The 26,460-nt window shown below is 72.3% G+C and carries 29 protein-coding genes; 14 read left to right on the top strand and 15 right to left on the bottom strand.

Features of this window, described 5'->3' with window-relative positions; translation table 11 throughout:
• The first annotated feature begins 38 nt into the window (after nt 1-38).
• The 3 genes from ACIBAD_RS02625 to ACIBAD_RS02615 are packed head-to-tail and all read left to right on the top strand — an operon-like array spanning nt 39 to nt 2,204.
• Complete coding sequence (locus ACIBAD_RS02625; RefSeq protein WP_398903875.1) at nt 39-950, top strand: ABC transporter ATP-binding protein; 912 nt, start codon at nt 39-41, stop codon at nt 948-950.
• Between the two features lie 29 nt (nt 951-979).
• Complete coding sequence (locus ACIBAD_RS02620; protein WP_134068314.1) at nt 980-1,729, top strand: ABC transporter permease; 750 nt, start codon at nt 980-982, stop codon at nt 1,727-1,729.
• Between the two features lie 40 nt (nt 1,730-1,769).
• Nucleotides 1,770-2,204, top strand: coding sequence for a hypothetical protein (locus ACIBAD_RS02615; protein WP_134068313.1), 435 nt, complete (start codon nt 1,770-1,772; stop codon nt 2,202-2,204).
• On the opposite strand, the gene mug is transcribed toward ACIBAD_RS02615, so the two are convergent.
• From mug to ACIBAD_RS02590, 5 genes are all read right to left on the bottom strand, one after another.
• Nucleotides 2,201-2,776, bottom strand: a complete 576-nt coding sequence (mug, locus tag ACIBAD_RS02610; RefSeq protein ID WP_134074116.1) for a G/U mismatch-specific DNA glycosylase — start codon at nt 2,774-2,776, stop codon at nt 2,201-2,203. The genes ACIBAD_RS02615 and mug overlap by 4 nt on opposite strands.
• Nucleotides 2,773-4,206, bottom strand: coding sequence for an adenylosuccinate lyase (purB, locus tag ACIBAD_RS02605; RefSeq protein WP_398903872.1), 1,434 nt, complete (start codon nt 4,204-4,206; stop codon nt 2,773-2,775). The genes mug and purB overlap by 4 nt, the downstream gene beginning before the upstream one ends.
• Nucleotides 4,207-4,277: 71 nt before the next feature.
• Nucleotides 4,278-5,069, bottom strand: coding sequence for an SGNH/GDSL hydrolase family protein (locus ACIBAD_RS02600; RefSeq protein ID WP_398903869.1), 792 nt, complete (start codon nt 5,067-5,069; stop codon nt 4,278-4,280).
• Nucleotides 5,070-5,138: 69 nt separating this feature from the next.
• Entirely contained in the window at nt 5,139-6,164 is a 1,026-nt protein-coding gene (locus ACIBAD_RS02595) for a hemolysin family protein (RefSeq protein ID WP_134068311.1), read from the bottom strand.
• The gene (locus tag ACIBAD_RS02590) at nt 6,161-7,510 is read right to left on the bottom strand and encodes a hemolysin family protein (RefSeq protein ID WP_398903867.1); all 1,350 of its coding nucleotides are present in this window, start codon (nt 7,508-7,510) and stop codon (nt 6,161-6,163) included. The genes ACIBAD_RS02595 and ACIBAD_RS02590 overlap by 4 nt, the downstream gene beginning before the upstream one ends.
• A gap of 207 nt (nt 7,511-7,717) precedes the next feature.
• Between ACIBAD_RS02590 and ACIBAD_RS02585 the strand changes: the two genes are divergently transcribed.
• Nucleotides 7,718-8,140: a GNAT family N-acetyltransferase gene (locus ACIBAD_RS02585; protein ID WP_398903865.1), complete on the top strand. Its 423-nt coding sequence runs from the start codon at nt 7,718-7,720 to the stop codon at nt 8,138-8,140.
• Between the two features lie 153 nt (nt 8,141-8,293).
• Nucleotides 8,294-8,920, top strand: a complete 627-nt coding sequence (locus tag ACIBAD_RS02580; protein WP_398903863.1) for a hypothetical protein — start codon at nt 8,294-8,296, stop codon at nt 8,918-8,920.
• Between the two features lie 132 nt (nt 8,921-9,052).
• Here the strand turns inward: ACIBAD_RS02580 and bioD are convergent, their stop codons facing one another.
• Genes bioD through bioB form a run of 3 tightly spaced genes read right to left on the bottom strand, consistent with a single transcriptional unit; the run spans nt 9,053 to nt 12,327 of the window.
• Complete coding sequence (gene bioD / locus ACIBAD_RS02575; RefSeq protein WP_134068307.1) at nt 9,053-9,772, bottom strand: dethiobiotin synthase; 720 nt, start codon at nt 9,770-9,772, stop codon at nt 9,053-9,055.
• A 1-nt stretch (nt 9,773) separates the two neighbouring features.
• Nucleotides 9,774-11,087: an adenosylmethionine--8-amino-7-oxononanoate transaminase gene (locus ACIBAD_RS02570; protein ID WP_398903861.1), complete on the bottom strand. Its 1,314-nt coding sequence runs from the start codon at nt 11,085-11,087 to the stop codon at nt 9,774-9,776.
• Nucleotides 11,080-12,327, bottom strand: a complete 1,248-nt coding sequence (gene bioB / locus ACIBAD_RS02565; protein WP_134068305.1) for a biotin synthase BioB — start codon at nt 12,325-12,327, stop codon at nt 11,080-11,082. Before bioB ends, ACIBAD_RS02570 begins: the two co-directional genes overlap by 8 nt.
• A 156-nt stretch (nt 12,328-12,483) precedes the next feature.
• Between bioB and ACIBAD_RS02560 the strand changes: the two genes are divergently transcribed.
• A complete protein-coding gene (locus ACIBAD_RS02560; protein ID WP_134068304.1) occupies nt 12,484-13,656 on the top strand; it encodes an 8-amino-7-oxononanoate synthase in 1,173 nt (390 codons plus the stop codon).
• Between the two features lie 4 nt (nt 13,657-13,660).
• Here the strand turns inward: ACIBAD_RS02560 and ACIBAD_RS02555 are convergent, their stop codons facing one another.
• Nucleotides 13,661-13,891 carry a DUF397 domain-containing protein gene (locus ACIBAD_RS02555; RefSeq protein ID WP_134068303.1) on the bottom strand — a complete coding sequence of 77 codons (231 nt, stop codon included), beginning with the start codon at nt 13,889-13,891 and terminating at the stop codon, nt 13,661-13,663.
• 12 nt (nt 13,892-13,903) lie between these two features.
• The gene (locus tag ACIBAD_RS02550) at nt 13,904-14,794 is read right to left on the bottom strand and encodes a Scr1 family TA system antitoxin-like transcriptional regulator (protein WP_134068302.1); all 891 of its coding nucleotides are present in this window, start codon (nt 14,792-14,794) and stop codon (nt 13,904-13,906) included.
• Nucleotides 14,795-14,990: 196 nt separating this feature from the next.
• Here ACIBAD_RS02550 and ACIBAD_RS02545 point away from each other — a divergent pair, with 196 nt between their 5' ends.
• The 8 genes from ACIBAD_RS02545 (at nt 14,991) to ACIBAD_RS02510 (ending at nt 22,282) form a co-directional block, all read left to right on the top strand.
• On the top strand, nt 14,991-15,440 hold the full coding sequence (locus ACIBAD_RS02545; protein ID WP_134068301.1) for an ATP-binding protein: 450 nt from the start codon (nt 14,991-14,993) through the stop codon (nt 15,438-15,440).
• A gap of 311 nt (nt 15,441-15,751) precedes the next feature.
• Nucleotides 15,752-16,054 (top strand): urease subunit gamma, encoded by a 303-nt coding sequence (locus ACIBAD_RS02540; RefSeq protein WP_030158263.1) that lies wholly within the window; start codon nt 15,752-15,754, stop codon nt 16,052-16,054.
• Between the two features lie 14 nt (nt 16,055-16,068).
• The gene (locus ACIBAD_RS02535; RefSeq protein ID WP_030860667.1) at nt 16,069-16,380 is read left to right on the top strand and encodes an urease subunit beta; all 312 of its coding nucleotides are present in this window, start codon (nt 16,069-16,071) and stop codon (nt 16,378-16,380) included.
• Nucleotides 16,373-18,094 (top strand): urease subunit alpha, encoded by a 1,722-nt coding sequence (locus tag ACIBAD_RS02530; protein ID WP_134068300.1) that lies wholly within the window; start codon nt 16,373-16,375, stop codon nt 18,092-18,094. Before ACIBAD_RS02535 ends, ACIBAD_RS02530 begins: the two co-directional genes overlap by 8 nt.
• Nucleotides 18,095-18,124: 30 nt before the next feature.
• On the top strand, nt 18,125-18,799 hold the full coding sequence (locus ACIBAD_RS02525) for an urease accessory UreF family protein (RefSeq protein ID WP_134068299.1): 675 nt from the start codon (nt 18,125-18,127) through the stop codon (nt 18,797-18,799).
• Between the two features lie 42 nt (nt 18,800-18,841).
• On the top strand, nt 18,842-19,528 hold the full coding sequence (gene ureG / locus ACIBAD_RS02520) for an urease accessory protein UreG (protein WP_134068298.1): 687 nt from the start codon (nt 18,842-18,844) through the stop codon (nt 19,526-19,528).
• A gap of 164 nt (nt 19,529-19,692) precedes the next feature.
• The gene (locus ACIBAD_RS02515; protein ID WP_398903978.1) at nt 19,693-20,421 is read left to right on the top strand and encodes an urease accessory protein UreD; all 729 of its coding nucleotides are present in this window, start codon (nt 19,693-19,695) and stop codon (nt 20,419-20,421) included.
• 190 nt (nt 20,422-20,611) lie between these two features.
• Complete coding sequence (locus tag ACIBAD_RS02510) at nt 20,612-22,282, top strand: alpha/beta hydrolase (RefSeq protein ID WP_398903855.1); 1,671 nt, start codon at nt 20,612-20,614, stop codon at nt 22,280-22,282.
• A gap of 47 nt (nt 22,283-22,329) precedes the next feature.
• Here the strand turns inward: ACIBAD_RS02510 and ACIBAD_RS02505 are convergent, their stop codons facing one another.
• From ACIBAD_RS02505 to ACIBAD_RS02485, 5 genes are all read right to left on the bottom strand, one after another.
• Nucleotides 22,330-23,040 carry a lysophospholipid acyltransferase family protein gene (locus ACIBAD_RS02505; protein ID WP_134068296.1) on the bottom strand — a complete coding sequence of 237 codons (711 nt, stop codon included), beginning with the start codon at nt 23,038-23,040 and terminating at the stop codon, nt 22,330-22,332.
• A gap of 183 nt (nt 23,041-23,223) precedes the next feature.
• Nucleotides 23,224-23,382: a hypothetical protein gene (locus tag ACIBAD_RS02500; RefSeq protein ID WP_166681950.1), complete on the bottom strand. Its 159-nt coding sequence runs from the start codon at nt 23,380-23,382 to the stop codon at nt 23,224-23,226.
• A 32-nt stretch (nt 23,383-23,414) separates the two neighbouring features.
• A complete protein-coding gene (locus ACIBAD_RS02495) occupies nt 23,415-24,377 on the bottom strand; it encodes a cytochrome c oxidase assembly protein (protein WP_398903853.1) in 963 nt (320 codons plus the stop codon).
• 108 nt (nt 24,378-24,485) lie between these two features.
• On the bottom strand, nt 24,486-25,511 hold the full coding sequence (locus ACIBAD_RS02490; RefSeq protein WP_134068294.1) for a 6-phosphofructokinase: 1,026 nt from the start codon (nt 25,509-25,511) through the stop codon (nt 24,486-24,488).
• A 213-nt stretch (nt 25,512-25,724) separates the two neighbouring features.
• A complete protein-coding gene (locus tag ACIBAD_RS02485; protein ID WP_134068293.1) occupies nt 25,725-26,453 on the bottom strand; it encodes a glutamine amidotransferase in 729 nt (242 codons plus the stop codon).
• Nucleotides 26,454-26,460: the final 7 nt, after the last annotated feature.

Below are 26,460 nucleotides of genomic sequence, written 5' to 3'. Positions count from 1 at the left end.
GGAGGAAGGGGGGTGGGGCCGGCGGCGAACCTTGAGCCATGAACAGCATCGAGATCCGAGAACTGACCAAGGAATACGGCCGCACCCGGGCCGTGGACCACCTCACCTTCGATGTCCTGCCCGGGCGGGTCACCGGGTTCCTCGGCCCCAACGGCGCCGGCAAGTCCACCACGATGCGCCTGCTGCTGGGCCTGGACCGGGTCACCTCCGGCACGGCCACGATCGGCGGGGCCCGGTACACCGACGTCCCCGACCCGCTGCACCGGGTCGGGGCACTCCTGGACGCCCAGGCGGCCCACGGCGGGCGCACCGCACGGGACCACCTCCGCTTCCTCGCCACCGCCAACCGCATCCCGGTGCGCCGCGTCGAAGAAGTACTGGAGCAGGCGGGGGTCGCCTCGGCGGCCAAGCGGCGGGTCAAGACCTTCTCGCTCGGCATGCGCCAGCGCCTCGGCATAGCGGCGGCGCTGCTGGGGGATCCCGAGGTGCTGCTCCTCGACGAGCCCACCAACGGGCTCGACCCCGAAGGCATCATCTGGATCCGCGAGCTGATGCGGGGCCTCGCCGCCGAGGGCCGCACGGTGCTCGTCTCCAGTCATCTGATGTCCGAGACCGCGGCGCTCGCCGACCACCTGGTCGTGCTCGGGCAGGGCAGGCTGCTGGCCGACTGCTCCATGGAGGAGTTCATCGAGGCCCGCAGCACCCCGAAGGTGCGCTTGCGCACCTCGGACCCGGTCCGGCTGCGGGCGGCCCTTGCCGGGGACGGCTTCGAGATGGCGAGCGCCGAAGACGGGCGCTGGACGGTGGCGGGCATACGGGCCGAGCAGCTCGGAGGCATGGCCGCCCGCGAGGGCATCCCCGTGCTGGAACTCTCCGACGAGCGCGCCTCGCTGGAGCAGGCCTACCTCGACCTCACCGCCGACCACGCCCAGTTCGCCGCCACCCACTGACTTTCCCCAAGACCCCAGGAGGCTTCGCCATGAGCGCCGCTCTGCCCACCGTCCCCGTCCTGCACTCGGAATGGATCAAGATACGGTCCCTTCGCGGCACGTTCGGGGCGCTGATCGCCATACTCGTGGCCACCGCCGGGATACAGGCTCTGGCGTCTGCCGCCGTAGGCCAGGCCGAGGCCGGCAGCATGGGGGAGGACCCGCTGCTCGGCGCCTTCTACGGCATCAACTTCGGCCAGATAGCGGCGTTCACCTTCGGGGCGAGCGCACTGGCCGCCGAGTTCCACAACGGCGCCCTGCGCACGTCGCTGACCGCCGTGCCGAGCCGTGCCCGCTTCTACCTGTCGAAGATCGCCATGGTGGGCGCACTCGCCTTCCTGACGGGCCAGGTCACCGGGGTGCTCACCTTCGTCCTGGGCCAGGCGTTCATGGGCCGGCACGCGATGTCCCTGGGGGACCCGGGCACCCTCCGCGCGGTCTTCGGAAGTGGCGTGTACCTCACGCTCATGGCTCTGTTCGCGGCCGGACTGACGGCGGTGCTGCGCAGTGCGGCAGTCGTGCTGAGCGTGCTCATACCCTTCGTCGTCATGGCGCCGTTCGTCATCGGCCAGGCCGCGGGCGGGGTCGCCGAGTTCCTGCCGGACCAGGCAGGACAGCTCGTCATGCACCTGGAGTTCAGCGGCCGGCTCGGTCCCTGGAGCGGCCTCGGGGTGCTGGCGCTGTGGGCGGCGGCCGCACTGGTCGGCGGCTGGCTGGCGGTGCGCCGGCGGGACGCGTGACGCCGGGCCAGTTGTCAGACCTCGACGCGATACTGACGGCATGACCACGGCAGAGCATCTCGACACGATCGACCGGCTCCGGACGCGTGCGTTCCCCGATGTCCGGGGCAGGTCCGAAGTGGGCACCAGCGGCCCCGGCTACCACCTGGCGGAGCTGGGCGGGAGCCGGTGGTACGGGGACGAGGACGCGGCCGATCGCTTGGCGCAGGAGGACCAGGTGTCCGCCGAGTTGGACGCCCTGACCCAGCGGCTGGAGGAGCGCTGGGGCAAGCCCGACCGGTTCACGCTCGACAGCCTGCGGCTGCGGACGCAGGCCGGAGAGGTGGCACAGCCCTGGCTGGAGATCGGCGACACCAGCGACCACCTCCACCTCTGGCGGGTGGGGGACCGCTGGGTCGCCGTCTACGAGGCCCGCTGGGGGGCCGACCACTCACCGCAGCTGATGGCCGCGGTGACCGTGATCGACCCGCCTTAGGGTGTTCCCGAGCCCGACTCGGGAGTCTGCTCGGCGGCCGACTCGGCGGCCATGCGGAGGCGGGCGTACTCCTGGGCCATGGACTCCGCGGTCCAGTGGGCGTTGAGGCCGCTGGGGTTGGGAAGCGCCCAGACGCGGGTGGAGCCGATGGTCCGGTCCTGGGGTCCGATCTGCGCCTTCCGCTCGCCGAAGGCCGTGCGGTAGGCGGTGACTCCGACGACCGCCAGCCACTGCGGCCGCAGCAGTTCCACCTTGGCGGTCAGGATGCGGCCGCCCTCGCGGAACTCCTCGGCGCTCAGCTCGTCGGCCCGGGCCGTGGCGCGGGCGACGACGTTGGTGATGCCGAGCCGGTAGGTCAGCAGCTCCTCCTGCTCCGCGGGATCCAGGCGGCGCGGGGTGAAGCCGGACAGGTGCAGGACCGGCCAGAAACGATTGCCGGGGCGGGCGAAGTGATGGCCCGTCGCGGCGGAGAGGAGACCCGGATTGATCCCGCAGAACAGCACACGCAGACCGCCCGCGACCACGTCCGGGACGACGCGGTCACGGGCGGCGCTCAGCTCCTCGGGGGTCAGAGGATCGACCCCGGCGTGTACCCGGCGGCCTCCGGGTGCTGCTTGGCGATCGCCTCGATGCGGGAGACCACTGCGGCCACCTGGTCGCCGGCCGCGCCCGTGAAGGACAGCTTGTCGGCCATCAGGGCGTCGAGCTGGGCCCGGTCCAGCGGCATCCGCTCGTCGGCGGCCAGCTTGTCCAGCAGCTCGTTGCGCTCGGCACCCTGCTCGCGCATGGCGAGCGCGGAGGCCACCGCGTGCTCCTTGATGACCTCGTGGGCGGCCTCGCGGCCGACACCGGCCCGCACCGCGCCCATCAGGACCTTGGTGGTCGCGAGGAACGGCAGGTAGCGGTCGAGCTCGCGGGCCACGACGGCCGGGAAGGCGCCGAACTCGTCGAGGACCGTCAGGAAGGTCTCCAGCAGGCCGTCGAACGCGAAGAACGCGTCGGGCAGGGCCACGCGGCGGACCACGGAGCAGGACACGTCGCCCTCGTTCCACTGGTCGCCGGCCAGCTCGCCGGTCATCGAGGCGTAGCCGCGCAGGATGACCATCAGGCCGTTGACGCGCTCGCAGGAGCGGGTGTTCATCTTGTGCGGCATCGCGGAGGAGCCGACCTGGCCGGGCTTGAAGCCCTCGGTGACCAGCTCGTGGCCGGCCATCAGGCGGATCGTCTTCGCGATCGACGAGGGGGCGGCGGCCAGCTGCACCAGGGCGGTGACCACGTCGTAGTCGAGCGAGCGCGGGTAGACCTGGCCGACGGAGGTGAAGGCCTCGGCGAAGCCGAGGTGGGCGGCGATCCGCTGCTCCAGGTCGGCCAGCTTGGCGGCGTCGCCGCCCAGCAGGTCGAGCATGTCCTGGGCGGTGCCGACCGGGCCCTTGATCCCGCGCAGCGGGTAGCGGCCGAGCAGGTCCTCCAGCCGGGCGTAGGCGACGAGCAGCTCGTCGGCGGCCGTGGCGAAGCGCTTGCCCAGGGTCGTCGCCTGCGCGGCGACGTTGTGGGAGCGGCCGGCCATGACCAGCTCGGCGTGTTCGCCGGCCAGCTTGCCGAGACGGGCGAGGACGGCGACCGTACGGTCGCGGGCCAGCTCCAGCGAGAGCCGGATCTGGAGCTGCTCGACGTTTTCGGTGAGGTCGCGGGAGGTCATGCCCTTGTGGACGTGCTCGTGGCCGGCGAGGGCGTTGAACTCCTCGATGCGGGCCTTCACGTCGTGCCGGGTGACCTTCTCGCGCTCTGCGATGGAGGCGAGGTCGACCGTCTCCAGGACGCGCTCGTAGTCGGCGAGGGCGGCGTCCGGGACCTCGATGCCGAGGTCCTTCTGGGCGCGGAGGACGGCGAGCCACAGCCGCCGCTCCAGCGTCACCTTGTACTCGGGGGACCACAGGACGGCGAGCTCCGCGGAGGCGTAGCGGCCGGCCAGGACATTGGGGATGCGGGGCTTGGCTGTCACGTGTAGGGATTCTACTTGGGCCGCAGCTGTGCGTTTACGCAGGTAGGGACCCCGCCTCGGATTGTGCCTTGCTACGAGAGCCGCTCGCCCGTAATGGCCTCGTACGGCAGCAGCTCCGGGCGCTTGGCCGGGCGGCCGTCCCCGGAGGAGCGGCCCGTCAGGCGGCGGCCGACCCACGGCAGCAGGTGCTGCCGGGCGAAGTTCAGGTCCTGCGACCGGCGCACGACCCAGCCCGGCGGCACCGCCGCCGGGAGTTCAGCGCGCCAGTCGTGCTCGGGCGGCAGGCCCAGCGTCTGCCAGACCGCCTCGGCGACCCGACGGTGGCCCTCGGCCGTCAGGTGCAGCCGGTCCACGTCCCACATGCGGGGGTCGGCCAGCACTCCGGCCCCGTACAGGTCCACGACCAGGGCCCCGTGTCGGGCGGCCAGCTCCTCGATGATGCCGAAGAGCTCCTCCATGCGCGGCCGGAAGCGGTCCATCACCGGCCCGTTGCGCCCCGGCGAGCGCATCAGCACCAGCGTCTTGCACGTGGGGGCCAGCAGCCCCGCGGCCTCCTCCAGGTGCCCGCGCACCCGGCCCATGTCGACCTTCGGCCGCAGTGCGTCGTTCAGACCGCCGACCAGCGTCACCACGTCCGCGCCCATCGCCGCCGCGACCGGGGCCTGGTCCTGGGCGATCTGGCCGATCAGCTTCCCGCGGACGGCGAGGTTCGCGTAGCGGAAGCCGGGCTCGCGCGCCGCGAGGCGGGCGGCCAGCAGGTCGGCCCAGCCGCGGTAGGAGCCGTCGGACAGCAGGTCGGACATGCCCTCGGTGAAGGAGTCGCCGACCGCGACGAAACTGGTGTAAGACGCATTCATCTCCATGGCGCAGCGATGTTACCGCGCGGTACCCCGGCCGCGCAGAGCCGGGGCACCACTGCGGTCGCAGCCGCGTCAGGCGGAGGCCGGCCTGCCGAACAGCTCGCGCAGCACGTCCTCCATCGTGACCAGGCCCGTCATCGCCCCGCCCGAGCCCATGACCGCCGCCAGATGCGTCCGGCTGCGCCTCATCGCGGTCAGCACGTCGTCCAGCGGGGTCTCCGCCCGGACCTGGGCGATCGGACGCAGCGCGGACACCGGGAACGGCTGGTCCCGCTCCGGCCCGTCCGCGTCGAGGGCGTCTTTGACGTGCAGGTACCCGAGGATCCCGGCCTGGGCGTCGAGCACCGGGAAGCGGGAGTACCCGGATTCGGCGGACAGGTGCTGAAGGGCCGTCGGCGTGACGCCCTTCCGGGCCACGACGACCCGGTCCAGCGGCAGCACCACATCCGTGACCGGCCGCCGGCCCAGCTCCAGGGCGTCGTGCAGCCGCTCGCTCGCGCGGTCGTCGATCAGCCCCGCGGCGCTGGAGTCCTTCACGATCCGGGCCAGCTCGTCGTCCGAGAACGTCGCCGCGACCTCGTCCTTCACCTCCACCCGCAGCAGCCGCAGCAGGAGGTTGGCGAAGGCGTTGATCGCGAAGATCACCGGCCTCAGCGCCCGGGCCAGCGTGACCAGCGGCGGCCCGAGCAGGAGCGCGGTGCGCACCGGCTCGGCCAGGGCCACGTTCTTCGGCACCATCTCGCCGAAGAGCATGTGCAGGTACGTGGCCAGGGCCAGCGCCACCACGAAGGAGACCGCGTGGGTCAGTCCGGAAGGCACCCCGACGAGGTCGAACAGCGGGGTCAGCAGGTGCGCGATGGCCGGCTCGGCCACCACGCCCAGCACCAGGGTGCACAGTGTGATGCCCAGCTGGGCCGCCGCCATCAGCGCCGATACGTGCTCCAGCGCCCACAGCACGGCGCGGGCCCGCCGGTCGCCCTGCTCGGCGTACGGCTCGATCTGGCTGCGCCGTACCGAGATCAGCGCGAACTCGGCGCCGACGAAGAAGGCGTTGACGACCAGGGTCGCCAGGCCGATCAGCAGTTGGAGCACCGTCATCGCGCTCCCTCCCCACCCTTGTCCGGCGACTCCTGCGCCGGCTCGGCCGGCGCGTGCAGCAGCACCCGCGCCGCCCGCCGGCCACTTGCGTCGACCACGTCGAGCCGCCAGCCGGCCAGCTCCATGCCGTCGCCGACGGCCGGGATCCGGCCCAGCTCGGTCGCTATCAGCCCGGCGAGGGTCTCGTACGGGCCGTCCGGCACGCGCAGTCCGATCCGCTCCAGCTGGTCGGTGCGCACGGCGCCGTCTGCGGAGTAGAGGAGGCGCCCGGAGGCGTCCGTACCGGCGGGGGCCAGGTCCGAGGTCTCGTGCGGATCGTGCTCGTCACGCACCTCGCCGACGACTTCCTCGACGATGTCCTCCAGGGTGACCACGCCGGCGGTGCCCCCGTACTCGTCGATCACCACGGCCATCGTCTGGCGGCCGGACAGCAGGTCCAGCAGCCTGTCCACGGTCAGTGACTCCGGCACCAGCAGCGGATCGCGCAGCAGCCGCGAGACGGGGCGGCGGTGGCGTTCCTCGGCGGGCAGCGCGAGCACGTCCTTGATGTGGACGGTGCCGACGACGGTGTCGAGGCTCCCGCGGTAGACGGGGAAGCGCGACAGGCCGGTCGCGAGCGTCGCGTTCGCCACGTCCTCGGCGGTGGTCTGCACGTCGAGGGCCGTGACCTGGACCCGCGGGGTCATGACGTTCTCCGCGGTCAGGTCGGCCAGGTTCAGGGTCCGTACGAAGAGCTCGGCGGTGTCCTTCTCCAGCGCGCCCGCCTTCGCGGAGTGCCTGGCCAGCGCCACCAGCTCCTGCGGGGTGCGCGCGGAGGCCAGCTCCTCGGCCGGCTCCATGCCGAGCCGGCGGACCATGTGGTTCGCCGTGGTGTTCAGGTGGCTGATGAACGGCCGGAAGGCGCGGCTGAAGACCCGCTGCATGGTGGCCACGCGCTTGGCGATGGCCAGCGGGGAGGAGATCGCCCAGTTCTTGGGGACCAGCTCGCCGACGACCATCAGGACGATCGTCGACAGTACGGTGCCCAGGACCAGGGCGGTGGAGGAGGCGGCGCCGGCCGACAGCCCCATGGCCTCGAACGGGCCCTGGAGCAGGGCGGCGATCGAGGGCTTGGAGATCATGCCGATGACCAGGCCGGTCACGGTGATGCCGAGCTGGGCGCCGGAGAGCTGGAACGTGAGGCTCCGGACGGCCGAGAGGGCGCTCTCGGCTCCGCGTTCGCCGCGCTCGGCGGCCTGTTCGAGCTCACTGCGCTCGACGGTGGTCAGCGAGAACTCGGCCGCCACGAAGGCCCCGCAGGCAAGGCAGAGCAGCAGCGCCACGAGGAGCAGGAGCACTTCGGTCATCGGTCGGTCACCTCCGTCCCATGATCAGCCAGGAGGAGGGGTATCGCGCGATGTCGGGTACTGGGGGGCTCGCCCATGGGCGGACGCTCACACCTTTCGTTCGGGTCGGTTTCGGGTCGCGTCGACCGCTGGCCACCATAGTAAAGGAAAGGCAAAGGGGTCGGACCGTTCTTTTGGCGGAGCGCAACCGGATGGTGGGATCCGGTCATGAGCGATCTTCATATGGGTCCCGCCTCCACCGCCGATCTCCCCGCCGTGCTCGCCTTCTGGAAGACGGCCGCCGAGGGAACGAGTATCAGTGACGACCTCGCCGGGGTCGAGCGGCTCCACGCCCGTGATCCGCACGCCCTGCTCCTCGCGCGGCGCGATGGCGAACTGGTCGGCACCGTGATCGCGGGGTTCGACGGCTGGCGCTGCCACCTCTACCGGCTCGCGGTGCACCCGGACCACCGCCGCCAGGGCATCGGATCGGCGCTGCTCGCCGCCGCGGAGGAACGATTCCGCGAGCTCGGCGGACTGCGCGCCGACGCGATGGTGCTGGACCGCAACGAGCGGGCGCACGGGGCATGGGCGGCAGGGGGATACAGCCCCGGCGACCAGTGGACGCGCTGGGTCAAGCCGCTGGTGTGAGGGCGGGCGGGACCGCCGCGGGCCGGGCGGGAACTGTGCCGGTGATCGGCTGAGTACGCGTACTCAGGAGTTCGGGGCCGTGCCGTGACGACAATCGGGTGATCCGAGCGTCCGCCCCGGCCGCCGGGGCCGGCCCCAGGAAGTGGAGACCCCGTGACATCCCGTACCAACACCCCCGCGCGCGCCGTGCTGCTCGCCACAGGGATGCTCGTCATGACCGCCTGCGGCACCACGGTGGCCGGGAGCGGCGCGGTCGCGGACCCGTCTCCGGTGCCGGCGCCCGGCCGCAGCACGGACTACGCCGCCCGGGCGGCGGCCGCCGTGGCCCGCCACGACAAGCTCTTCCCGGAGGTGGCCGCGCAGTGCGAGGGCAAGGCGAGCGCGGCGCCGATCTCCTCGGCCGCCCCGGACGACCTGCCCACGGACCCGGAGGCGCGCAAGTACGCGGAGAACCACGCGTACAAGAAGGAGGTCGCGCTCACGCCCGCCGCCCAGTGCCGCGGCGACGCGCACGCCGCACGGATCGAGGCGGCGCTGGGCGGCTCCGCGGGGAAGGGCGCGCCGCGCACGACGCAGGAGCTCAGCGGGCTCCTGACCGGGATGGGCTACACGGTGGGGACGGGAGACGTGTACGCATCGAGCACGGGCCGCCTCTCGTTCGTCCTGTCGATCCCGGAGAGCGGGCCGTGCGTGACGGGCCAGGTGGGCCCGCCGGTGAGCGTGAAGGCGCACGGCGCCTACGTGGAGGGCGGCTGCCACGAGCCGCGCGGCGGCCACTGAACGCCCCACGGCTCGAACGCCCCACGGGTCGAACGCCTCACGGCTCGAACGCCCCAGGGGCCGAACGCCCCGCCGACGGAACGGCCCGGCGGGCCGTACGGCGCCGCCGGGCCTGATCGGTCCGGGTGTCGGTCAGGCCTGCCAGGTGGTCAGGAAGGACTCCGGGGACCAGGTGCCCGACAGGGCGGCGGAGAGCCACGTGGGGGCCGCCGCGCGGAACGACTCCGGGGGCAGGGATCCCGAGGACTCGGGTACGACGCCCAACAGCGGTAGCCCCGAGGACGACGGCAGGTCGGCCAGGTTGCAGCGGCAGGCCAGGTCCGGCTCCGCCGGCCAGCTGCCGATGACCACGCCGGGCGCCTGCAGCCCCCGGGCCCGGAGGGCCTCCGCCGTCAGGGTCGTCGCGTTGAGGGTGCCCAGCGCCGGCGGGGTGACCACCAGCACCGGGGCGTCGAGCAGGCGGGCCGCGTCGGCCAGGGTGTGGCCGGCCTCGTCGAAGCGGACCAGCAGCCCGCCCGCCCCCTCCACCAGGACCAGGTCGTGGGAGCCGGCCAGGTCCCGCGCCGCCTCCGCGATCTCCGTCGGGGAGAGCGTCGGCAGGCCCGCCCGGCGGGCCGCCGTGTCCGGGGCCAACGGCTCCGGGTAGCGGGCCAGTTCCACCGCGGTGACCGTCGGCCCCGCCAGGCGGACCACCTCCGCCGCATCGCCCGGGGCGCCGGGTTCCATGCCCGTCTGAGCCGGCTTCAGGACCGCCACCGAGCGGCCCGCCGCCACGGCGGCGGCCGCGACCGCCGCCGTGACAACCGTCTTGCCGATCTCGGTGCCCGTGCCCGAGACCATCAGTACCGTCATGTCAGCCCTCCTGCGCGGCCGCGCGGACCGCACGGCAGATGCGGGCCACGTCGGCGTCGCCCGTGACGAACGGCGGCATCACGTAGATCAGGTCCCGGAACGGGCGTACCCACACGCCTTCGCGGACCGCGGCCCGGGTCGCCGCGGCCACGTCCACCTCGTGCGTCAGCTGGACCACGCCGATCGCGCCCAGGACCCGTACGTCCCGCACACCGGGCAGCTCCCGCGCCGGGGACAAGCCCTCCAGCAGGCCCGCCTCGATGCGCTTGACCTCGCGCCGCCAGTCCTGCCCGAGGAGCAGGTCGATCGAGGCCAGCGCCACGGCCGTGGCGAGCGGATTGCCCATGAACGTCGGCCCGTGCGCGAGGATCGGGACGGCGCCCTGGGAGATCCCCTCCGCCACCCGCCCCGTGCACAAGGTGGCGGCCAGCGTGAGGTAGCCGCCGGTCAGCGACTTTCCGAGGCACATCACGTCCGGTGTGATCCCGGCGTGGTCGGCCGCGAACAGGGCGCCGGTGCGGCCGAAGCCCGTCGCGATCTCGTCCAGGACGAGCAGGACGTCGTACTCGTCGCACAGCTCGCGCAGCACCCGCAGGTACCCCGGGTTGTGGAAGCGCATGCCGCCCGCGCCCTGGACCACCGGTTCCACGATCACCGCGGCCAGCTCGTCCGCGTGAGCGGAGAGCAGGGAGCGCACGTGGTCGACGTACGCGGGATCCACGGGAGCGTCGAACCCGCTCGGCGGGACGTCCGCGAAGAGCTGCTGCGGGAGGATCCCCGACCACAGCTCGTGCATGCCGCCCTGCGGGTCGCAGACGCCCATCGGCGTCCAGGTGTCCCCGTGGTAGCCGCCGCGCCAGGTCAGCAGCCTGGTCTTGCCGGAGCGGCCGATGGAACGCCAGTACTGGAGGCACATCTTCACCGCGACCTCGACCGAGACCGATCCCGAGTCGGCGAGGAAGACGTGCTCCAGGCCGGGCGGGGTGATCTCGACCAGCCGGGCGGCGAGGCGGACGGCGGGCTCGTGGGTGAGCCCGCCGAACATCACGTGAGACATCCGGCCGAGTTGGTCGGTCACGGCCTCGTTCAGGACCGGGTGGTTGTACCCGTGGATCGCCGACCACCAGGAGGACATGCCGTCGACCAGCTCGTCCCGCCCCTGCGAAGGTTCGGCCAGCCGCAGCCGGACCCCCGAGGCGGAGGAGACCACGAGGGGCTCCTGCCGCCCGGGCATCGGACCGTACGGGTGCCAGACGTGCTGCCGGTCCAGCGCGAGCAATTCCGCGGCCGGCAGCGGGAGGTGCTGGTCAGGCATTGGGGGCGAGGTCCGTTCCCGCGCCCCGGCGGCGGACCGCCACGAGGTCCGAGCGGACCTCGCCGGCCGGCGCCTGTGCCTGCGCTGCGGCCGGCTCGGCAGCCGCGGCCTGCGCGGGGACGGCCTCGTGCTCGTGGCCCGAGCAGCCTCCGCACGCCGAACCGCAGCCCGCCTCGGCCGCCGAGGAGCCGCACGGCCCCCGGCCGGGCGTGGCCGCGGCCGCCGCCATCGCGTCCGCGCGGTGCGCCGGCAGGGTCGTCGTACCGGCGCCCTCCACCTCGAAGCCGGCGTCCGCGATCATGTCGAGGTCGGCCTGGCCCGCCTGGCCCTCGCTGGTGAGGTAGTCGCCGAGGAAGATCGAGTTGGCGATGTTCAGGGCGAGCGGCTGCATCGAGCGCAGGTGCACCTCGCGGCCGCCCGCGATCCGGACCTCCACGTCAGGGCAGACGAAGCGCACCATCGCCAGGATCCGCAGGCAGCGCTGCGGGGTGAGGTTCCACTCCTTGGCCAGCGGGGTGCCCTCGAACGGGATCAGGAAGTTGACCGGCACCGAGTCCGAGTCCAGCTCGCGCAGCGAGTAGACGACGTCGACCAGGTCCTCGTCGCTCTCGCCCATGCCCGCGATGAGACCGGAGCAGGCGGACAGGCCGGCCGCGTGCGCCTTCTGCACCGTGTCGACCCGGTCCGCGTAGGTGTGGGTCTTGGTGATCTGGCCGTACGTGGCCTCGGACGTGTTCAGGTTGTGGTTGTAGGCGTCGGCGCCCGAGTCCTTCAGGCGCTCCGCCTGGCCGTCCGAGAGCAGGCCGAGGCACGCGCAGACCTCGATGCCCTCGTTCTGCTCCTTGATCGCCTCGATCGTCTTGCCGACCCGCTCGACGTCGCGGTCCGTCGGGCCGCGCCCGCTCGCCACCAGGCAGACGCGCTTCGCGCCGCCCGCGACGCCGGCCGCGGCGGCCTGCGAGGCCTCCTCCGGCTTGAGCCACGTGTACTTGAGGATCTCCGCCTTCGATCCCAGCCGCTGGGAGCAGTAGGAGCAGTCCTCGGGGCAGAGCCCGGACTTCAGGTTGACCAGGTAGTTCAGCTTGACCCGACGCCCGAACCACTGGCGGCGCACCTTGCCGGCCGCGGCCACCACGTCGAGCAGTTCGTCGTCAGAGGTCGCCAGTACGGCAAGCGCCTCTTCGCGGGTCGGCAGCTCGCGCCGCAGCCCCTTGTCCACCAGGGTGTTCAGCAGGTCCATGACGCCGATCCTGGACTACACGAGCACTCCCGGCCAAGGAGAGATCGCACAACATGGCCGGAACGGAGTGTGTGGATCGCCACACCTGGCACTCAAGTGACGGCCGTTAGGGTCAGGCAGGTCTGTGGACTGCCGACAAAAAACGAGGACCCGCCGATGAGCCAGCACAGCCCCGAGCCCGATGACGTGTTCGCCTGGATCGACGACGCGGAGCGGGCCCGTGAGCAGGCCGGACTCGTCCGGACGCTGCGCCCCCGCCCGGCCTCCTCGCCGCTGCTGGACCTCGCGAGCAACGACTACCTCGGCCTGTCCCGGCACCCCGAGACCGTGCGCGGCGCGCGCGAGGCGGCCGAGCGGTGGGGCGCCGGGGCCACTGGATCACGCCTGGTGACCGGTACGACCGAGCTTCATGCGGAGCTTGAGAGGGAGCTCGCGGCGTTCTGCGGATTCGAGGCGGCGCTCGTCCTGTCCTCCGGGTACGCCGCCAACCTCGCGGCCGTCACGGCGCTCAGCGACCGCGGCACCCTCGTCGTCTCCGACGCGGGCAACCACGCCTCCATCGTCGACGGCTGTCGGCTCTCGCGCGCCGGGATCGAGGTGATCCCGCACTCCGATCCGGAAGCCGCGCGCAAGACGCTCGCCACGCACGAGGGCAGGGCGCTGCTGGTCAGCGACTCGGTGTTCTCGGTGGACGGGGACGCCGCCCCCCTCGCCGCGTACGCGGCCGCCTGCCGGGAGGAGGGCGCGGCCCTGGTCGTGGACGACGCGCACGGGCTGGGCGTCCTGGGGGAGGGCGGCCGCGGAGCCCTGCACGCCGCGGGGCTCGCGGGTGCGCCGGGGGTGGTCGCCACCCTCACGCTCTCGAAGTCCCTGGGCAGCCAGGGCGGGGCCGTGCTCGGTCCGGCCAAGGTGATCCGGCACCTGGTCAACACGGCCCGGACGTTCATCTTCGACACCGGGCTGGCACCGGCCGCCGCGGGCGCGGCGCTGGCGAGCCTGCGCCTGCTCGGACGGGAGCCGGAGCGCGCCGAGCGGGCCCGCGAGGTGGCCGACCGGCTGTACGGGCGGCTCACCGCGTCCGGCCTGACCGCGGCCCGGCCGGACGCGGCCGTGGTGTCGGTACGGGCCCCGTCGGCTTCGGCGGCACTGCGCTGGGCCGCCGACTGCCGCGAGGCAGGTCTGTCCGTGGGGTGCTTCCGCCCGCCGTCGGTGCCGGACGGCATCTCCCGGCTGCGGCTGACCGCACGGGCCGATCTCACGGGGGAGGAGATCGACCGGGCCGTCGAGACGATCCTGCGGACCGCCCCGGCCGGAGCCACGGACCGCTAGGGCCTCACGCGAGTACGTCCACGTCTGCCCGTACGGCTGCGAGGAAGCCGTTCCAGGCCGGCTCGGTGAAGAGCACGGCCGGGCCGTCCGTCCGCTTCGAGTCGCGGACGGCCAGCAGGCCGCCGCCACCGAGGACGGCGGTTTCCACGCAGTTGTTCATTCCGGTGCTGCGGCTGCTCCGCCGCCACCGCGCGCTGATCAGAAGTCCGCTGGTGGAGAGGGGGGTTGCGGACACGGGGGTGCCTCCTTACGCGTCGTCAGCGAGTGAGCTGATGAGATCCGACGAGTCCTGGGGCGGGAGGGCGTGCGCCTGGATGGTGCGGAATGCGGCGCTGTACGCCTCAAGGTCTTCCTTCCGCTCCAGGTAGAGGCTACTCGTCAAATGGTCGAGGACCACCACATCCAGATCGGCGATGTTCGGAAATGAGAAAATTACGAACGGTCCTGTCAGGCCGAGATGACCCCCCACGCTGAACGGCAGTACCTGCAGCCGCACTTGGGGCATCCGGGCCACCTGCACCAGGTGTCGCAGCTGCGCCGCCATCACTCCGGGGCCGCCGATCTGCCGCCGCAGCACCGCCTCGTCCAGTACGGCGCTCAGCTCCAGCGGCGGATCCGCCCGCAGCACCGACTGCCGGGCCAGCCGCACGTCGACCAGCGCGTCGACCTTGGGTTCCGGCAGCCCGCCCAGCGCGGCCCTGGTCACCGCCCGCGCGTACCCCGGGGTCTGCAACAGGCCCGGCACCACCGAGAGTTCGACCGTACGGGCCGATCGGGCGCTCGCCTCCAGGCTGATGAAGTCCCGGTACTCCTGGGGCAGCAGGCCCCGGTAGTCGTGCCACCACTGGCGGCCGCGCCCGGCGGCCTCGCCCTCGCCCGTTCCGGGTCCGGCCGCCGAGGCCGACAGGGCCTCCAGCAGGGCCCGCTGCTCGGGGCTGACGACGTTTCCGTACACATCGAGGAGGAGGCGGATGTCCTCCGGTTTCACGCCACTGCGGCCCGTCTCGATGCGGCTGATTTTCGACTGGTGCCATCCCGCGATCCGGGCGGCCTCACCACTGGTGAGTCCGGTCCGGTCGCGCAGGGCGCGCAGTTCCTCCCCGAGCTTGCGCCGACGCACCGCGGGACCGTGCTGCATACCCGCCTCCTTCCACCGGCACAGCTCGCACCAGTCTGCCGTCCAAATACGCTCTTCCGTAGCAGAGTTCACCGCATTGAGCGACAGATATATGCATATCTTGGGGGAACGGCCGCTTCGACGGGACGATGGGTGGCACTCTGGCGTCCAGCACAGATCCGGGGCGGTTCGCCCCGGTGGGAAAGGGACCGTCGCCATGGCAGACCACCAGGAAGCATCCGTCACTCTGCCGAGCGATCCCGCCTCGGTCGCCACCGCCCGCCGCTACGTCGCGGAGGTGCTCGGTGAATGGGGACTGCCCGACGAGGCCGACACCGCGGACAGCGTCCGGTTGATCGTCTCGGAGCTCGCCACCAACGCCGTCCAGCACACGTTCGGCCAATCGCCGACCTTCACCGTCGACCTCCGCCTGGAGCGCGGGGAGTGGCTCCGCGTCGGGGTGACCGACAGTCACCCGCGCTGGCCCAGGCGCCTCCCGGCCGCCGTGCAGCAGGACAACGGCCGCGGGATGGTCATCATCCGCTGGCTCACCGCCGAAGCGGGCGGCCGTCTCACGGTCAGCCCCACCGAGGACGGCGGCAAGACCGTCTGGATCGCCCTCCCCTGGCCCGTCGGCGCCCCCGCGAAGAGCGTCTCGGGCCGCTGATCCCTCCCGGCCGCGTTCCTCCCGGCGTCCGTATACGGAACCGGGTGCGGGCGGCCGGGGAGTTGAACCGGGTGCTTCCCCGAAACGTGGGTTAACGCGGCGGAAAAGCGCGGCACCTAGCGTGGCGGCCACGGCCGACCGTCAATGATCACCCATCCTTCGGCAAAGCGCCGGTGCTCGGGACGGAAAGCCTTCCCCTGCGTTGGGCAAGAGACGGTTGGCCCGGAAATGCGCAGGTCAACAAAGTGTTGAAGGCCGCTAGGGTCGGCCCGGCGCGACGCTGACATGGTCCTGGAAGCTTGGTGATACGAGTGCAACTGACACCGCACGAGCAGGAACGACTGCTCATCCACGTGGCCGCGGACGTGGCCGAGAAGCGCAAGGCGCGCGGCGTCCTCCTCAACCACCCCGAGGCGATCGCCCTGATCACCTCGCACATCCTCGAAGGGGCCCGCGACGGGCGGACCGTGGCCGAACTCATGGCCTCCGGCCGCACCGTGCTCGGCCGCGCCGAGGTGATGGAGGGGATCCCCGAGATGATCCACGACGTCCAGGTCGAGGCGACCTTCCCGGACGGCACCAAGCTCGTCACCGTCCACGAACCGATCGTCTGAAGGGGAGAACCCGCATGATCCCCGGCGAAATCGTCCACGGGGACGGCCCGGTGCGCCTCAACGAGGGCCGGCCCGTCACCCGCCTCACCGTGCTCAACGCCGCCGACCGGCCCGTGCAGGTCGGCTCCCACTACCACTTCGCCGAAGCCAACCCCGGCCTCGACTTCGACCGGCCGGCGGCCCGCGGGCTGCGGCTCAACATCGCCGCCGGCACCGCCGTGCGCTTCGAGCCGGGCATCCCGGTCGCCGTGGAACTCGTACCGCTGGGCGGGCTGCGCACCGTACCGGGCCTGCGCGGGGAGACCGGGGGGCCGCTCGATGGCTGAGCTCGACCGCCGCGCGTACGCCGACCTCTTCGGGCCGACCGCGGGCGACCGCATCCGGCTCGCCGACACCGACCTCTTCGTCGAGATCGAACGGGACCTGAGCGGCGGCCCCGGGAACTCCGGCGACGAGGCCGTGTTCGGCGGCGGCAAGGTGATCCGCGAGTCCATGGGCCAGGCCCGGACCACGCGCGCCGAGGGCGCACCCGACACCGTGATCACGGGCGTCGTGGTCCTGGACCACTGGGGCATCGTCAAGGCCGACATCGGCATCCGCGACGGCCGGATCTGCGGCATCGGGAAGGCCGGCAATCCCGACACCATGGACGGGGTGGACCCCGCCCTCGTCATCGGCCCCGAGACCGAGATCATCGCGGGCAACGGGAAGATCGTCACGGCGGGCGCCATCGACGCCCACGTGCACTTCATCTCGCCGACCGTCATCGAAGAGGCCCTCGCCTCCGGCATCACCACCCTCGTCGGCGGCGGTACCGGCCCCGCCGAGGGCACCAAGGCCACCACCGTCACGCCCGGGCCCTGGCACCTCGCCCGGATGTTCGCGGCCCTGGAGTCCTACCCCGTCAACATCGGCCTGCTGGGCAAGGGCAACACCATGTCCCGCGAGGCCATGCACTCCCAGCTGCGCGGCGGCGCGCTGGGCTTCAAGATCCACGAGGACTGGGGGGCCACTCCCGCGGTCATCGACGCCTGCCTGAGCGTGTGCGAAGAGACCGGCGCCCAGGTCGCCATCCACACCGACACCCTCAACGAGGCCGGGTTCGTCGCAGACACCCTCGCCGCCATCGCCGGCCGGACGATCCACTCGTACCACACCGAGGGCGCGGGCGGCGGGCACGCACCCGACATCATCACCGTGGTCTCCGAGCCGAACATCCTGCCCAGCTCCACCAATCCGACCCGGCCGCACACCGTCAACACCATCGAGGAACACCTCGACATGCTGATGGTCTGCCACCACCTCAACCCGGCCGTCCCCGAGGACCTGGCCTTCGCCGAATCCCGGATCCGGCCCTCGACCATCGCCGCCGAGGACGTACTGCACGACCTCGGCGCCATCTCGATCATCTCCTCCGACTCCCAAGCCATGGGGCGTGTCGGCGAGGTCGTGCTGCGCACCTGGCAGACCGCCCACGTGATGAAGAAGCGGCGCGGCTTCCTGCCCGGCGACGGACCGGCCGACAACCACCGCGCCCGCCGCTACGTCGCCAAATACACGATCAACCCCGCCGTGGCCCAGGGCCTCGCCCGCGAGATCGGCTCGGTGGAGACCGGCAAGCTCGCCGACCTCGTGCTGTGGACACCCGCCTTCTTCGGGGTCAAGCCCGAAGTGGTCATCAAGGGCGGCCAGATCGCCTACGCGCAGATGGGCGACGCCAACGCCTCCATCCCGACCCCGCAGCCGGTGCTGCCCCGCCCGATGTTCGGCAGCCGCGGCCGGGCCCCCGGGATGAACTCGGTCAACTTCACCGCGCAGGCCGCGCTCGACGACGACCTGCCCGAACGGCTCGGACTCGGAAAGCAGTTCGTCGCCATCGAGAGCACCCGCAAGGTCGGCAAGGCGGACATGCGCAACAACGACGCCATGCCGAGGGTCGAGGTCGACGCCGACACCTTCACCGTCACCATCGACGGCGAGGTGGTGGAGCCCGCGCCCGCCGCGGAACTGCCCATGGCGCAGCGATACTTCCTCTTCTGACATGGAGCCCCTGTCGAAGGCGGCGGCCCCATGAGCCTCGCCGCACTGCTCGTCCTCGCCGACGGACGCTTCCCCGCGGGCGGGCACGCCCACTCCGGCGGGGCCGAGGCCGCCTGCAAGGCCGGCCGGATCCACGACGCCGCCACCCTGGAGGAGTTCTGCCGCGGCCGGCTCCACACGGCCGGACTCACCGCCGCCGGACTCGCCGCCGCGGCGGCCCTCGGGATCGCCCCGGCGGTCCTCGACGCCGCAGCCGACGCCCGCACGCCCTCGCCCGCGCTGCGCGCCGCGGCCCGGCGGCTGGGCCGGCAGCTGCTGCGCGCCGCCCGGGCCACCTGGCCCACCGCCGAACTCGACGCGCTCGCCGCGGCCTTCCCGCGCGGGGCGCACCAGCCGGTGGTGCTCGGGCTCACCGCCCGGGCGGCCGGGCTCGGACCGCTGGAGGCCGCGCACGTGGCGGCGTACGAGAGCGTGAGCGGCCCGGCGACCGCCACGGTACGCCTCCTCGGCCTGGACCCCTTCGAAGCGAGCGGGGTCCTGGCCCGCCTCGCCCCCGAGCTCGACGCCGTCTCGGACCGGGCCGCGCAGGCCGCGGACCGGGCCCTGCGGGTGGGCCCCGAGGCCCTGCCCGCGGCCTCCTCACCCCTGCTGGAGATCGCGGCGGAGCTCCATGCCGACTGGCCGGTCCGGCTGTTCGCCTCCTGACGGCTCCGGCCGCCGCCCCCCACCATCCCCTTGGAGATCCCCATGCACCTCGACCACGGCGTGACCTACCCCCGGCGCCACACCCACAGCGCCGAGCCCGTACGGGCGGACGGCTCGCGCCGCGCCCTGCGCATCGGACTCGGCGGACCCGTCGGCTCCGGCAAGACCGCCACCGTCGCCGCGCTCTGCCGCGCCCTGCGCACCGAGCTGTCCATGGCCGTCGTCACCAACGACATCTACACCCGGGAGGACGCCGAGTTCCTGCTCCGCGAGGCGGTCCTGCCGCCCGAGCGGATCAGCGCGGTCGAGACCGGCGCCTGCCCGCACACCGCCATCCGCGACGACATCTCCGCCAACCTGGAGGCGGTGGAGGAGCTGGAGGAGACGGTCGGCCCGCTCGACCTGATCCTCGTCGAGTCCGGCGGCGACAACCTCACCGCCACCTTCTCCCGCGGGCTCGTCGACGCCCAGATCTTCGTCATCGACGTGGCGGGCGGCGACGACATCCCGCGCAAGGGCGGCCCCGGGGTCACCACCGCCGACCTGCTCGTCGTCAACAAGACCGACCTCGCCCCCTACGTGGGCTCCGACCTCGACCGGATGGCCCGCGACGCCGCCGAGCAGCGCGGCGAACTCCCCGTCGCCTTCCAGTCGCTGCGCGGCGCGGAGGGCGTGGCCCCCGTGGCCGCCTGGGTGCGCGGGCGGATCGCGGCCTGGGCCGCCCGGTGAGTCCTACGGTGACCGGTGCGCCCCCCGCCGCCGCGACGACCCCGGCTCCGCTCGCCGCGACGACCCCGGCTCCGCCCGGCCTGGCCCCGCCGGCCGCCGCCCCGGCCGCCCCGCCCCGGCCCGCCCCGGTTTCGGCTCCGCCCGGCGTACGGGCCACAGCCCGGATCTCCGCCGTCGCCGACGGACGCGGCGGGACCGCCCTGCCGCTGCTGGCCGGGGAAGGTCCGCTAGCGCTGCGCCGCACCCGCGGCGCCCCCGCCGAGGCCGGCGTGATGCTGGTCGGCGCGATGAGCGCCCCGCTCGGCGGGGACCACCTCACCGTGGAGGCCGCCGCCGGCCCCGGGGCCCGCCTCGCAGTGGCCTCGGCGGCCGCCACCCTGGCGCTGCCCGGGCGCGGTGGCGCGCCCGCGCGGTACGACGTACGGCTGACCCTGGACGAGGACTCGGCACTGCGGTGGCTGCCGGAGCCGCTGGTCTCCGTACGCGGCAGCGACCTGCGGGTGCGCACCCGGGCCGAACTCGCCCCCACGGCCCGGCTGCTGCTGCGCGAGGAGCAGGTGCTGGGCCGTTCGGGCGAGGCGCCGGGCCTGCTGCGCAGCCGGCTCACCGTGACCCGGGGCGGGAGCCCGCTGCTGGACCAGGAGCTGGCCTGCGGACCGGGCGCGCCCGGCGGCTGGGACGGCCCGGCGGGGCTCGCGGGCCACCGGGCACTCGGTCAGCTCCTGGTCGTGGACCCGGCGTTCGCCGCATCGGTGCCGGCGGCCGCGGTGCTCGGGGAGTTCGCGGCCGTCACCCCGCTGGCCGGTCCCGCCGTCCTCGTGACGGTCCTGGCGCCCGACGCGCTGCGGCTGCGCGAGGTACTCGACGCGGCGTGTCGTACGTATGGCTGGTAGGCGCTGAGTGAACCTGGGACGAATGGGACACCGCTCAGCGGTACACGCCTTTCCGGTTATCGGGTTGGCAAAGAACGCGACCTCGCTCTGTTGTCAGGTGTAGGTCAGGCGAAAGGATCCCCCTGTTCGACCGAATGACCCGACCAACCCGGCCTTCTCCGGCCGGGTCTGACGCAGGGGGAACAACCACGTGATACGCACTGCAGCGCTGGGGAGCGCTGCCACTCTGATCACCGGAGCGCTGGCCGCGGGCCTGCTGCTGGCCCCGCCGGCCGCCGCGGCTTCGTCCAGCCAGAACAGCGGGCTTCCGGAGGCGCTGGGTGTCCAGCTCGCCGCCGCCCGGGCCGCCGCCACCGGCGTCGAGTGGAAGGACTGCCCCGCCGACTGGGGCTTCGAGGCCCCGATCCAGTGCGGCTGGGTCAAGGTCCCGCTGGACTACGCCAAGCCGTTCGGCAAGACCATCGACCTCGCAGTCGACCGGATCGGCAGCACCGGCACCAAGGAGGAGCGCCAGGGCGCGCTCGTTTACAACCCGGGCGGCCCCGGTGGCTCCGGCATGCGCTTCCCGCGCCGGGTCACCACCAAGAGCCCGCTGTGGGTCAACACCTCCAAGGCCTACGACTTCGTGGGCTTCGACCCGCGAGGCGTCGGCCACTCCGCCCCGATCTCCTGCATCGACCCGCAGGAGTTCGTCAAGGCCCCCAAGGCCGACCCGGTCCCGTCCAACGAGGCCGACAAGCGCGCCCAGCGCAAGCTCGCCGCCGAGTACGCGGACGGCTGCAAGGAGCGCAGCGGCGAGATGCTGCCGCACATGACCACGCCGAACACCGCGCGCGACCTGGACGTCATCCGGGCCGCACTCGGAGAGAAGAAGCTGAACTACCTCGGCGTCTCCTACGGCACCTACCTCGGCGGCGTCTACGCGACGCTGTTCCCGAGCCACGTCCGCCGCATGATCGTCGACAGTGTGGTCAACCCGGACACGGACAACATCTGGTACGAGGCCAACCTCGGCCAGGACGTCGCGTTCCAGATGCGCTGGAACGACTGGGAGGACTGGGTCGCCAAGAACGACAACGTCTTCCACATCGGCGACACCCGCGCCAAGGTCGAGGCCAAGTGGCTGGAGCTGCGCGCCAAGGCCAAGGCGAACCCGCTCGGCGGCGTCGTCGGCCCGAACGAGCTCATCGGCTTCTTCCAGGGCGCCCCGTACTACGACTCCTCGTGGGTGCCCGTCGCCCAGGCGTTCAGCGCGTACGTGGCCGGCGACGAGAAGCCGCTGATCGAGGCGATCTCCCCGGACATGTCCGACACCAAGGGCAACATCGCCTCGGAGAACAGCAACGCGGTGTACACGGCGGTCGAGTGCGCCGACGCCAAGTGGCCGACCAGCTGGGCCAAGTGGGACCGGGACAACTCCAAGCTGCACGAGAAGTACCCGTTCCTGACCTGGTCCAACGCGTGGATGAACCTGCCCTGCGCGACCTGGAAGGCCAAGCAGAGCAAGCCGATCGAGGTCGGCGCCAACGCCAAGCGCGGCCTGCCGCCGGTCCTGATCGTCCAGTCCGAGCGTGACGCCGCCACGCCGTACGACGGCGGCGTCGAGATGCACCGCCGCCTCGGCGGCTCGCGTCTGATCACCGAGCAGAACGCCGGCTCGCACGGTGTCACCAGCCTGGTGAACCCCTGCATCAACACCCGGGTGGACGCCTACCTGCTGACCGGCAAGGTGGACGCCACGGACATGAAGTGCGCTCCGCACGCCACTCCGGTCGCCCCGGCCCCGGCCGCGGCCCGCTCGCTGGAGAAGGCTCCGGCCTCGGCGCTCCCGGCGCTGGAGGAGCTCCCGGCCGTCCGCTAAGGGCCGGCCTCTGAAGCAGCACCGCACGGAACAGCACGGGAGAAGGCTCAGCGCGTCCTGCGCCGGGCCTTCTTCCGCGCTTCCTCCTCTTCCGCCTTGACCTCGGCGGCGTACCGGTCGACGTACTCCTGGCCGGACAGCCCGAGGACCGCGTACATGATCTCGTCGGTGACGGCCCGCAGAACGGCCCGCTCGCCCTCCATCCCGGCGTACCGCGAGAATTCCAGCGGCTCGCCGAAGCGGATGGTCACCCGCCTGATCTTCGGGATCTTCTGCCCGGGCGGCTGGATCTCGAAGGTGCCGACCATCGCGCACGGTACGACGGGCACCCCGGCCCCGAGCGCCATCGCGGCGACGCCCACCTTGCCCTTGTAGAGCCGCCCGTCATGGGAGCGGGTGCCCTCCGGGTAGATGCCCAGCAGCTCGCCCTTGGCCAGTACCCCGAGCCCCTCGCGCAGCGCGGCCTGCCCGGCGTCCTTGCCGGAGCGGTCCACCGGGATCTGCCCGGCGCTGCGGAAGAAGAACGCGGTCAGCCGTCCCTTGACCCCGGGGCCGGTGAAGTACTCGGCCTTCGCGAGGAAGGTGATCCGGCGTTTGAGGATGGCCGGCATCAGGAAGTGGTCGGAGAACGACAGGTGGTTGCCCGCGACGATCGCGGCTCCCTCCGCCGGGATGTTCTCCAGTCCCTCGATGCGCGGCCGGAACAGCAGCCGGAGCAGCGGACCGAGCAGCACGTGCTTGAGCAATTGGTAGAACACCGGGGCAATTTCCCTTCACCTGGGGGTCAGGTCAGTGTGCCGGACGCGGCGCCAGATGGGCACGGCGAACCAGGACGGCGTTGCCGGGGGTTCATGTGAGGGCCGTCGGAACCGGCCAAGAGGGCCGGGCCTGGGGAAGGGCGGCTGAGGCGGGAGGAGCGGGCGGGGCGCGCCGGCGCCGGTTCAGGTTTTGCGGGACGCGGCCATGCCGACGGTCAGCAGGCCGAGGACCACCCAGCCGAACCACAGCCAGCCGTTGCTGCCGAGGGCCACGGAGTACGTGGCGACGGCCACCAGAGCGGCGAAGGTCATCACGGCCATCGCCTTAACGGATCCGGTCATGCCCCATGGTCGCGCGCGAAGGCGCCGCCGCGCTACTGGCCACGCGCTTGGAGCGAGGCGAGATAGGAGTTGTACGCCTCCAGCTCCTGGTCGCCGTTGCGGTCCGCGGCGCGGTCGGAGCGCTTCGCCGCCCGCTGCTCCGAGTGGTACCACTGGTAGACCAGCGCGATCAGCACCAGCACCGAGGGGATCTCGCTGAAGGCCCAGGCGATGCCGCCGCCCCACTGCTGGTCGAGCAGCGGGTCGATGCCGAGGGAGGCCGGCGGGTTCGCGTACGTCTTGATCATCGGCTCGCTCGCCATCATCAGCGCGATGCCGAAGAAGGCGTGGAACGGCATGCCCGCGAAGAGCTCCAGCATCCGCATCACGTAGCCGGGGCGGTGCGGGCCCGGGTCCACGCCCATGATCGGCCAGAAGAAGATCAGGCCGACGGCCAGGAAGTGCACCATCATGCCGATGTGCCCGGCCTTGCTCTCCATCAGGAAGTCGAAGAGCGGGGTGAAGTAGAGGGCGTAGAGGCTGGCGATGAACAGGGGGATGGTGAAGACCGGGTGGGTGATCACCTTCATATAGCGGCTGTGCAGCAGCATCAGCAGCACCTCGCGCGGTCCCTTGACGCCCCGCGCGGCGGGCGGCAGCGCGCGCAGCGCCAGCGTCACCGGCGCGCCCAGCAGCAGCAGGATCGGGGAGAGCATGCTGATGACCATGTGCTGGACCATGTGCACGCTGAACATGACCATGCCGTAGTCGTTCAGCTTGGTGCACATCACCAGGGCGACGGTCAGCACACCCGTGGTGAACGCGATGGTCCGGCCCAGCGGCCAGGCGTCCCCGCGCCGGCGCAGCCGCACCACGCCCCACAGGTACAGGCCGAGGCCCACCAGCGAGCCGATCAGGAAGAACGCGTCGAAGGAGAATTCCAGCCCGCGCCCGAGAGTGAACGGCGGCAGGTCCATGTCCATGTTCATGTCCATGCCGTGACCGCTGTGATCCATCTGTTCACTCCCTTGACCTGTGGTGCCCCACCACAGTAGTGCCGCCCCCGGAGGCGAACGCGTCCGGGGGCGCCCATCACGGGAGTGAGGCACGGAAGGGGGGAGACGTCACAGAACGTTCTGCGCCTCGGCGTACCGTTCCGAGGGGACCGTCTTGAGGGTCTGCACGGCGTCGGCGAGCGGGACCATCTCGATCTCGGTGCCGCGCAGCGCGGTCAGCATCCCGAACTCGCCGCGGTGCGCCGCCTCGACCGCGTGCCAGCCGAAGCGGGTGGCCAGGACCCGGTCGTACGCGGTCGGCGTACCGCCGCGCTGGACGTGTCCCAGGATGACCGGACGGGCCTCCTTGCCCAGGCGCCGCTCCAGCTCGACCGCGAGCAGGTTGCCGATGCCGGCGAAGCGCTCGTGCCCGTACTGGTCGGTGCCGCCCTCCTGGACGTGCATGGAGCCGGCGCGCGGCTTGGCGCCCTCGGCGACCACGACGATCGCGAACCGCTTGCCCGCGGAGAAGCGCTCGCCGACGATCGCCGTCAGCTCGTCGATGTCGAAGGGGCGCTCCGGGACGACGATGGCGTGCGCTCCGGCGGCCATGCCCGAGTGCAGGGCGATCCAGCCGGTGTGGCGGCCCATGACCTCGACGACCATCACGCGCTGGTGGGACTCGGCGGTGGTCTTCAGCCGGTCCAGGGCCTCGGTGGCGACCCCGACGGCGGTGTCGAAGCCGAAGGTGACGTCCGTCGAGGCGATGTCGTTGTCGATGGTCTTGGGGACGCCGACGATCGGCAGACCGGCCTGCGAGAGCAGGTTCGCGGCCTTCAGGGTGCCCTCGCCGCCGATCGGGATGATGGCGTCCAGGCCGAGGTCGGCCACGTGCCCGCGGGCCCGCTCCACACCGTCGCGCAGGTGCGCCGGCTGCACCCGGGAGGAGCCGAGGATGGTGCCGCCGCGGGCCAGGATGCCGGCCACGGCGTCCAGGTCGAGCTTGCGGTAGTCGCACTCCAGCAGGCCGCGCCAGCCGTCGTGGAAGCCGATGACCTCGTCGCCGTGGTCGACGACGGAGCGGTGCACGACGGATCGGATGACGGCATTGAGGCCGGGGCAGTCGCCGCCGGAAGTGAGCACACCAATGCGCATGGCAGGAGGACCTTTGCAACGTGGGCCGACGACCGGACCACGTCGTCCGGTTGGAACTACGGCCACCCTACAAGCGGTGGAGCGGTGGGCTGAACCATCCTCCACATGCTGGTCACACTCGTCGTACGAAACCACGTCGGCCCGGTTCCCCCAAGGGAAAACCGGGCCGAACACATGATTGCGGGGCCGCCCCGATGAGCGGTCCGCGCGGTGTTATGCGGGCTGGGTCGCCGCCGCGATGCGCTCCGCGCGCAGCGCCTCGTACCACCGGTCGTCGATGGGCGGCAGCGCGTTCACGTCGAGGGCCAGCTTCAGCAGCAGGTCCGCGATCTGGGGGTTGCGCGCCATCACGGGGCCGTGCATGTAGGTGCCGAAGACCGTGTCGTTGTACGCGCCCTCGGTGCCGTCGCCGGTGCCGTTGCCGCGGCCCATCGAAACCCGGGCGAACGGGCGGGCCGTCGGACCGAGGTGCGTGACGCCCTGGTGGTTCTCGAAGCCCGTCAGCTGGGGCAGGTTCAGGCGCGGGTCGATGTCCGCGAGGACGTCGCCGACGCACCGCTCGCCCTCGCCGCGCACGGTGACCACGTCCAGCAGGCCGAGGCCCTCCTGGCGCTCGCCGATGTCGTTGACGAACTCGTTGCCGAGGATCTGGTAGCCGGCGCAGACGGAGAAGACGATCGCCCCGTTCGAGACGGCCCGCTCCAGACCGCCGTCGCGCAGCAGGCGCTCCGCGGCGAGCCGTTGCGGGCGGTCCTCACCGCCGCCGATCAGGTAGATGTCGCCCGAGGTCGGGATGGGCTGGTCGCTGCGCACGTCCACGCGCTGCACGTCCAGGCCGCGCTGGCGCGCCCGGCGCTCCACCACGAGGGCGTTGCCCTGGTCTCCGTACGTGCTCAGCAGGTCCGGGTAGACCCACACCAGACGCAGGCTGTTGTCGCTCATGCTCTTG

The organism is Streptomyces sp. NPDC051109 (assembly GCF_044455885.1).
Classification (GTDB): Bacteria; Actinomycetota; Actinomycetes; order Streptomycetales; family Streptomycetaceae; genus Streptomyces.
The sequence above is the reverse complement of the archived record's forward strand: the minus strand, read 5'-3'. Positions and strand labels throughout refer to the sequence as shown.

Coding starts and splice junctions, on each gene's coding strand:
- ACIBAD_RS02625 (WP_398903875.1), top strand. CDS start 39: ATGAACAGCATCGAGATCCGAGAACTGACCAAGGAATACGGCCGCACC.
- ACIBAD_RS02620 (WP_134068314.1), top strand. CDS start 980: ATGAGCGCCGCTCTGCCCACCGTCCCCGTCCTGCACTCGGAATGGATC.
- ACIBAD_RS02615 (WP_134068313.1), top strand. CDS start 1,770: ATGACCACGGCAGAGCATCTCGACACGATCGACCGGCTCCGGACGCGT.
- ACIBAD_RS02600 (WP_398903869.1), bottom strand. CDS start 5,069: ATGGAGATGAATGCGTCTTACACCAGTTTCGTCGCGGTCGGCGACTCC.
- ACIBAD_RS02595 (WP_134068311.1), bottom strand. CDS start 6,164: ATGACGGTGCTCCAACTGCTGATCGGCCTGGCGACCCTGGTCGTCAAC.
- ACIBAD_RS02590 (WP_398903867.1), bottom strand. CDS start 7,510: ATGACCGAAGTGCTCCTGCTCCTCGTGGCGCTGCTGCTCTGCCTTGCC.
- ACIBAD_RS02585 (WP_398903865.1), top strand. CDS start 7,718: ATGAGCGATCTTCATATGGGTCCCGCCTCCACCGCCGATCTCCCCGCC.
- bioD (WP_134068307.1), bottom strand. CDS start 9,772: ATGACGGTACTGATGGTCTCGGGCACGGGCACCGAGATCGGCAAGACG.
- ACIBAD_RS02570 (WP_398903861.1), bottom strand. CDS start 11,087: ATGCCTGACCAGCACCTCCCGCTGCCGGCCGCGGAATTGCTCGCGCTG.
- bioB (WP_134068305.1), bottom strand. CDS start 12,327: ATGGACCTGCTGAACACCCTGGTGGACAAGGGGCTGCGGCGCGAGCTG.
- ACIBAD_RS02560 (WP_134068304.1), top strand. CDS start 12,484: ATGAGCCAGCACAGCCCCGAGCCCGATGACGTGTTCGCCTGGATCGAC.
- ACIBAD_RS02550 (WP_134068302.1), bottom strand. CDS start 14,794: ATGCAGCACGGTCCCGCGGTGCGTCGGCGCAAGCTCGGGGAGGAACTG.
- ACIBAD_RS02545 (WP_134068301.1), top strand. CDS start 14,991: ATGGCAGACCACCAGGAAGCATCCGTCACTCTGCCGAGCGATCCCGCC.
- ACIBAD_RS02535 (WP_030860667.1), top strand. CDS start 16,069: ATGATCCCCGGCGAAATCGTCCACGGGGACGGCCCGGTGCGCCTCAAC.
- ACIBAD_RS02530 (WP_134068300.1), top strand. CDS start 16,373: ATGGCTGAGCTCGACCGCCGCGCGTACGCCGACCTCTTCGGGCCGACC.
- ACIBAD_RS02525 (WP_134068299.1), top strand. CDS start 18,125: ATGAGCCTCGCCGCACTGCTCGTCCTCGCCGACGGACGCTTCCCCGCG.
- ureG (WP_134068298.1), top strand. CDS start 18,842: ATGCACCTCGACCACGGCGTGACCTACCCCCGGCGCCACACCCACAGC.
- ACIBAD_RS02500 (WP_166681950.1), bottom strand. CDS start 23,382: ATGACCGGATCCGTTAAGGCGATGGCCGTGATGACCTTCGCCGCTCTG.
- ACIBAD_RS02495 (WP_398903853.1), bottom strand. CDS start 24,377: ATGGATCACAGCGGTCACGGCATGGACATGAACATGGACATGGACCTG.
- ACIBAD_RS02490 (WP_134068294.1), bottom strand. CDS start 25,511: ATGCGCATTGGTGTGCTCACTTCCGGCGGCGACTGCCCCGGCCTCAAT.
- ACIBAD_RS02485 (WP_134068293.1), bottom strand. CDS start 26,453: ATGAGCGACAACAGCCTGCGTCTGGTGTGGGTCTACCCGGACCTGCTG.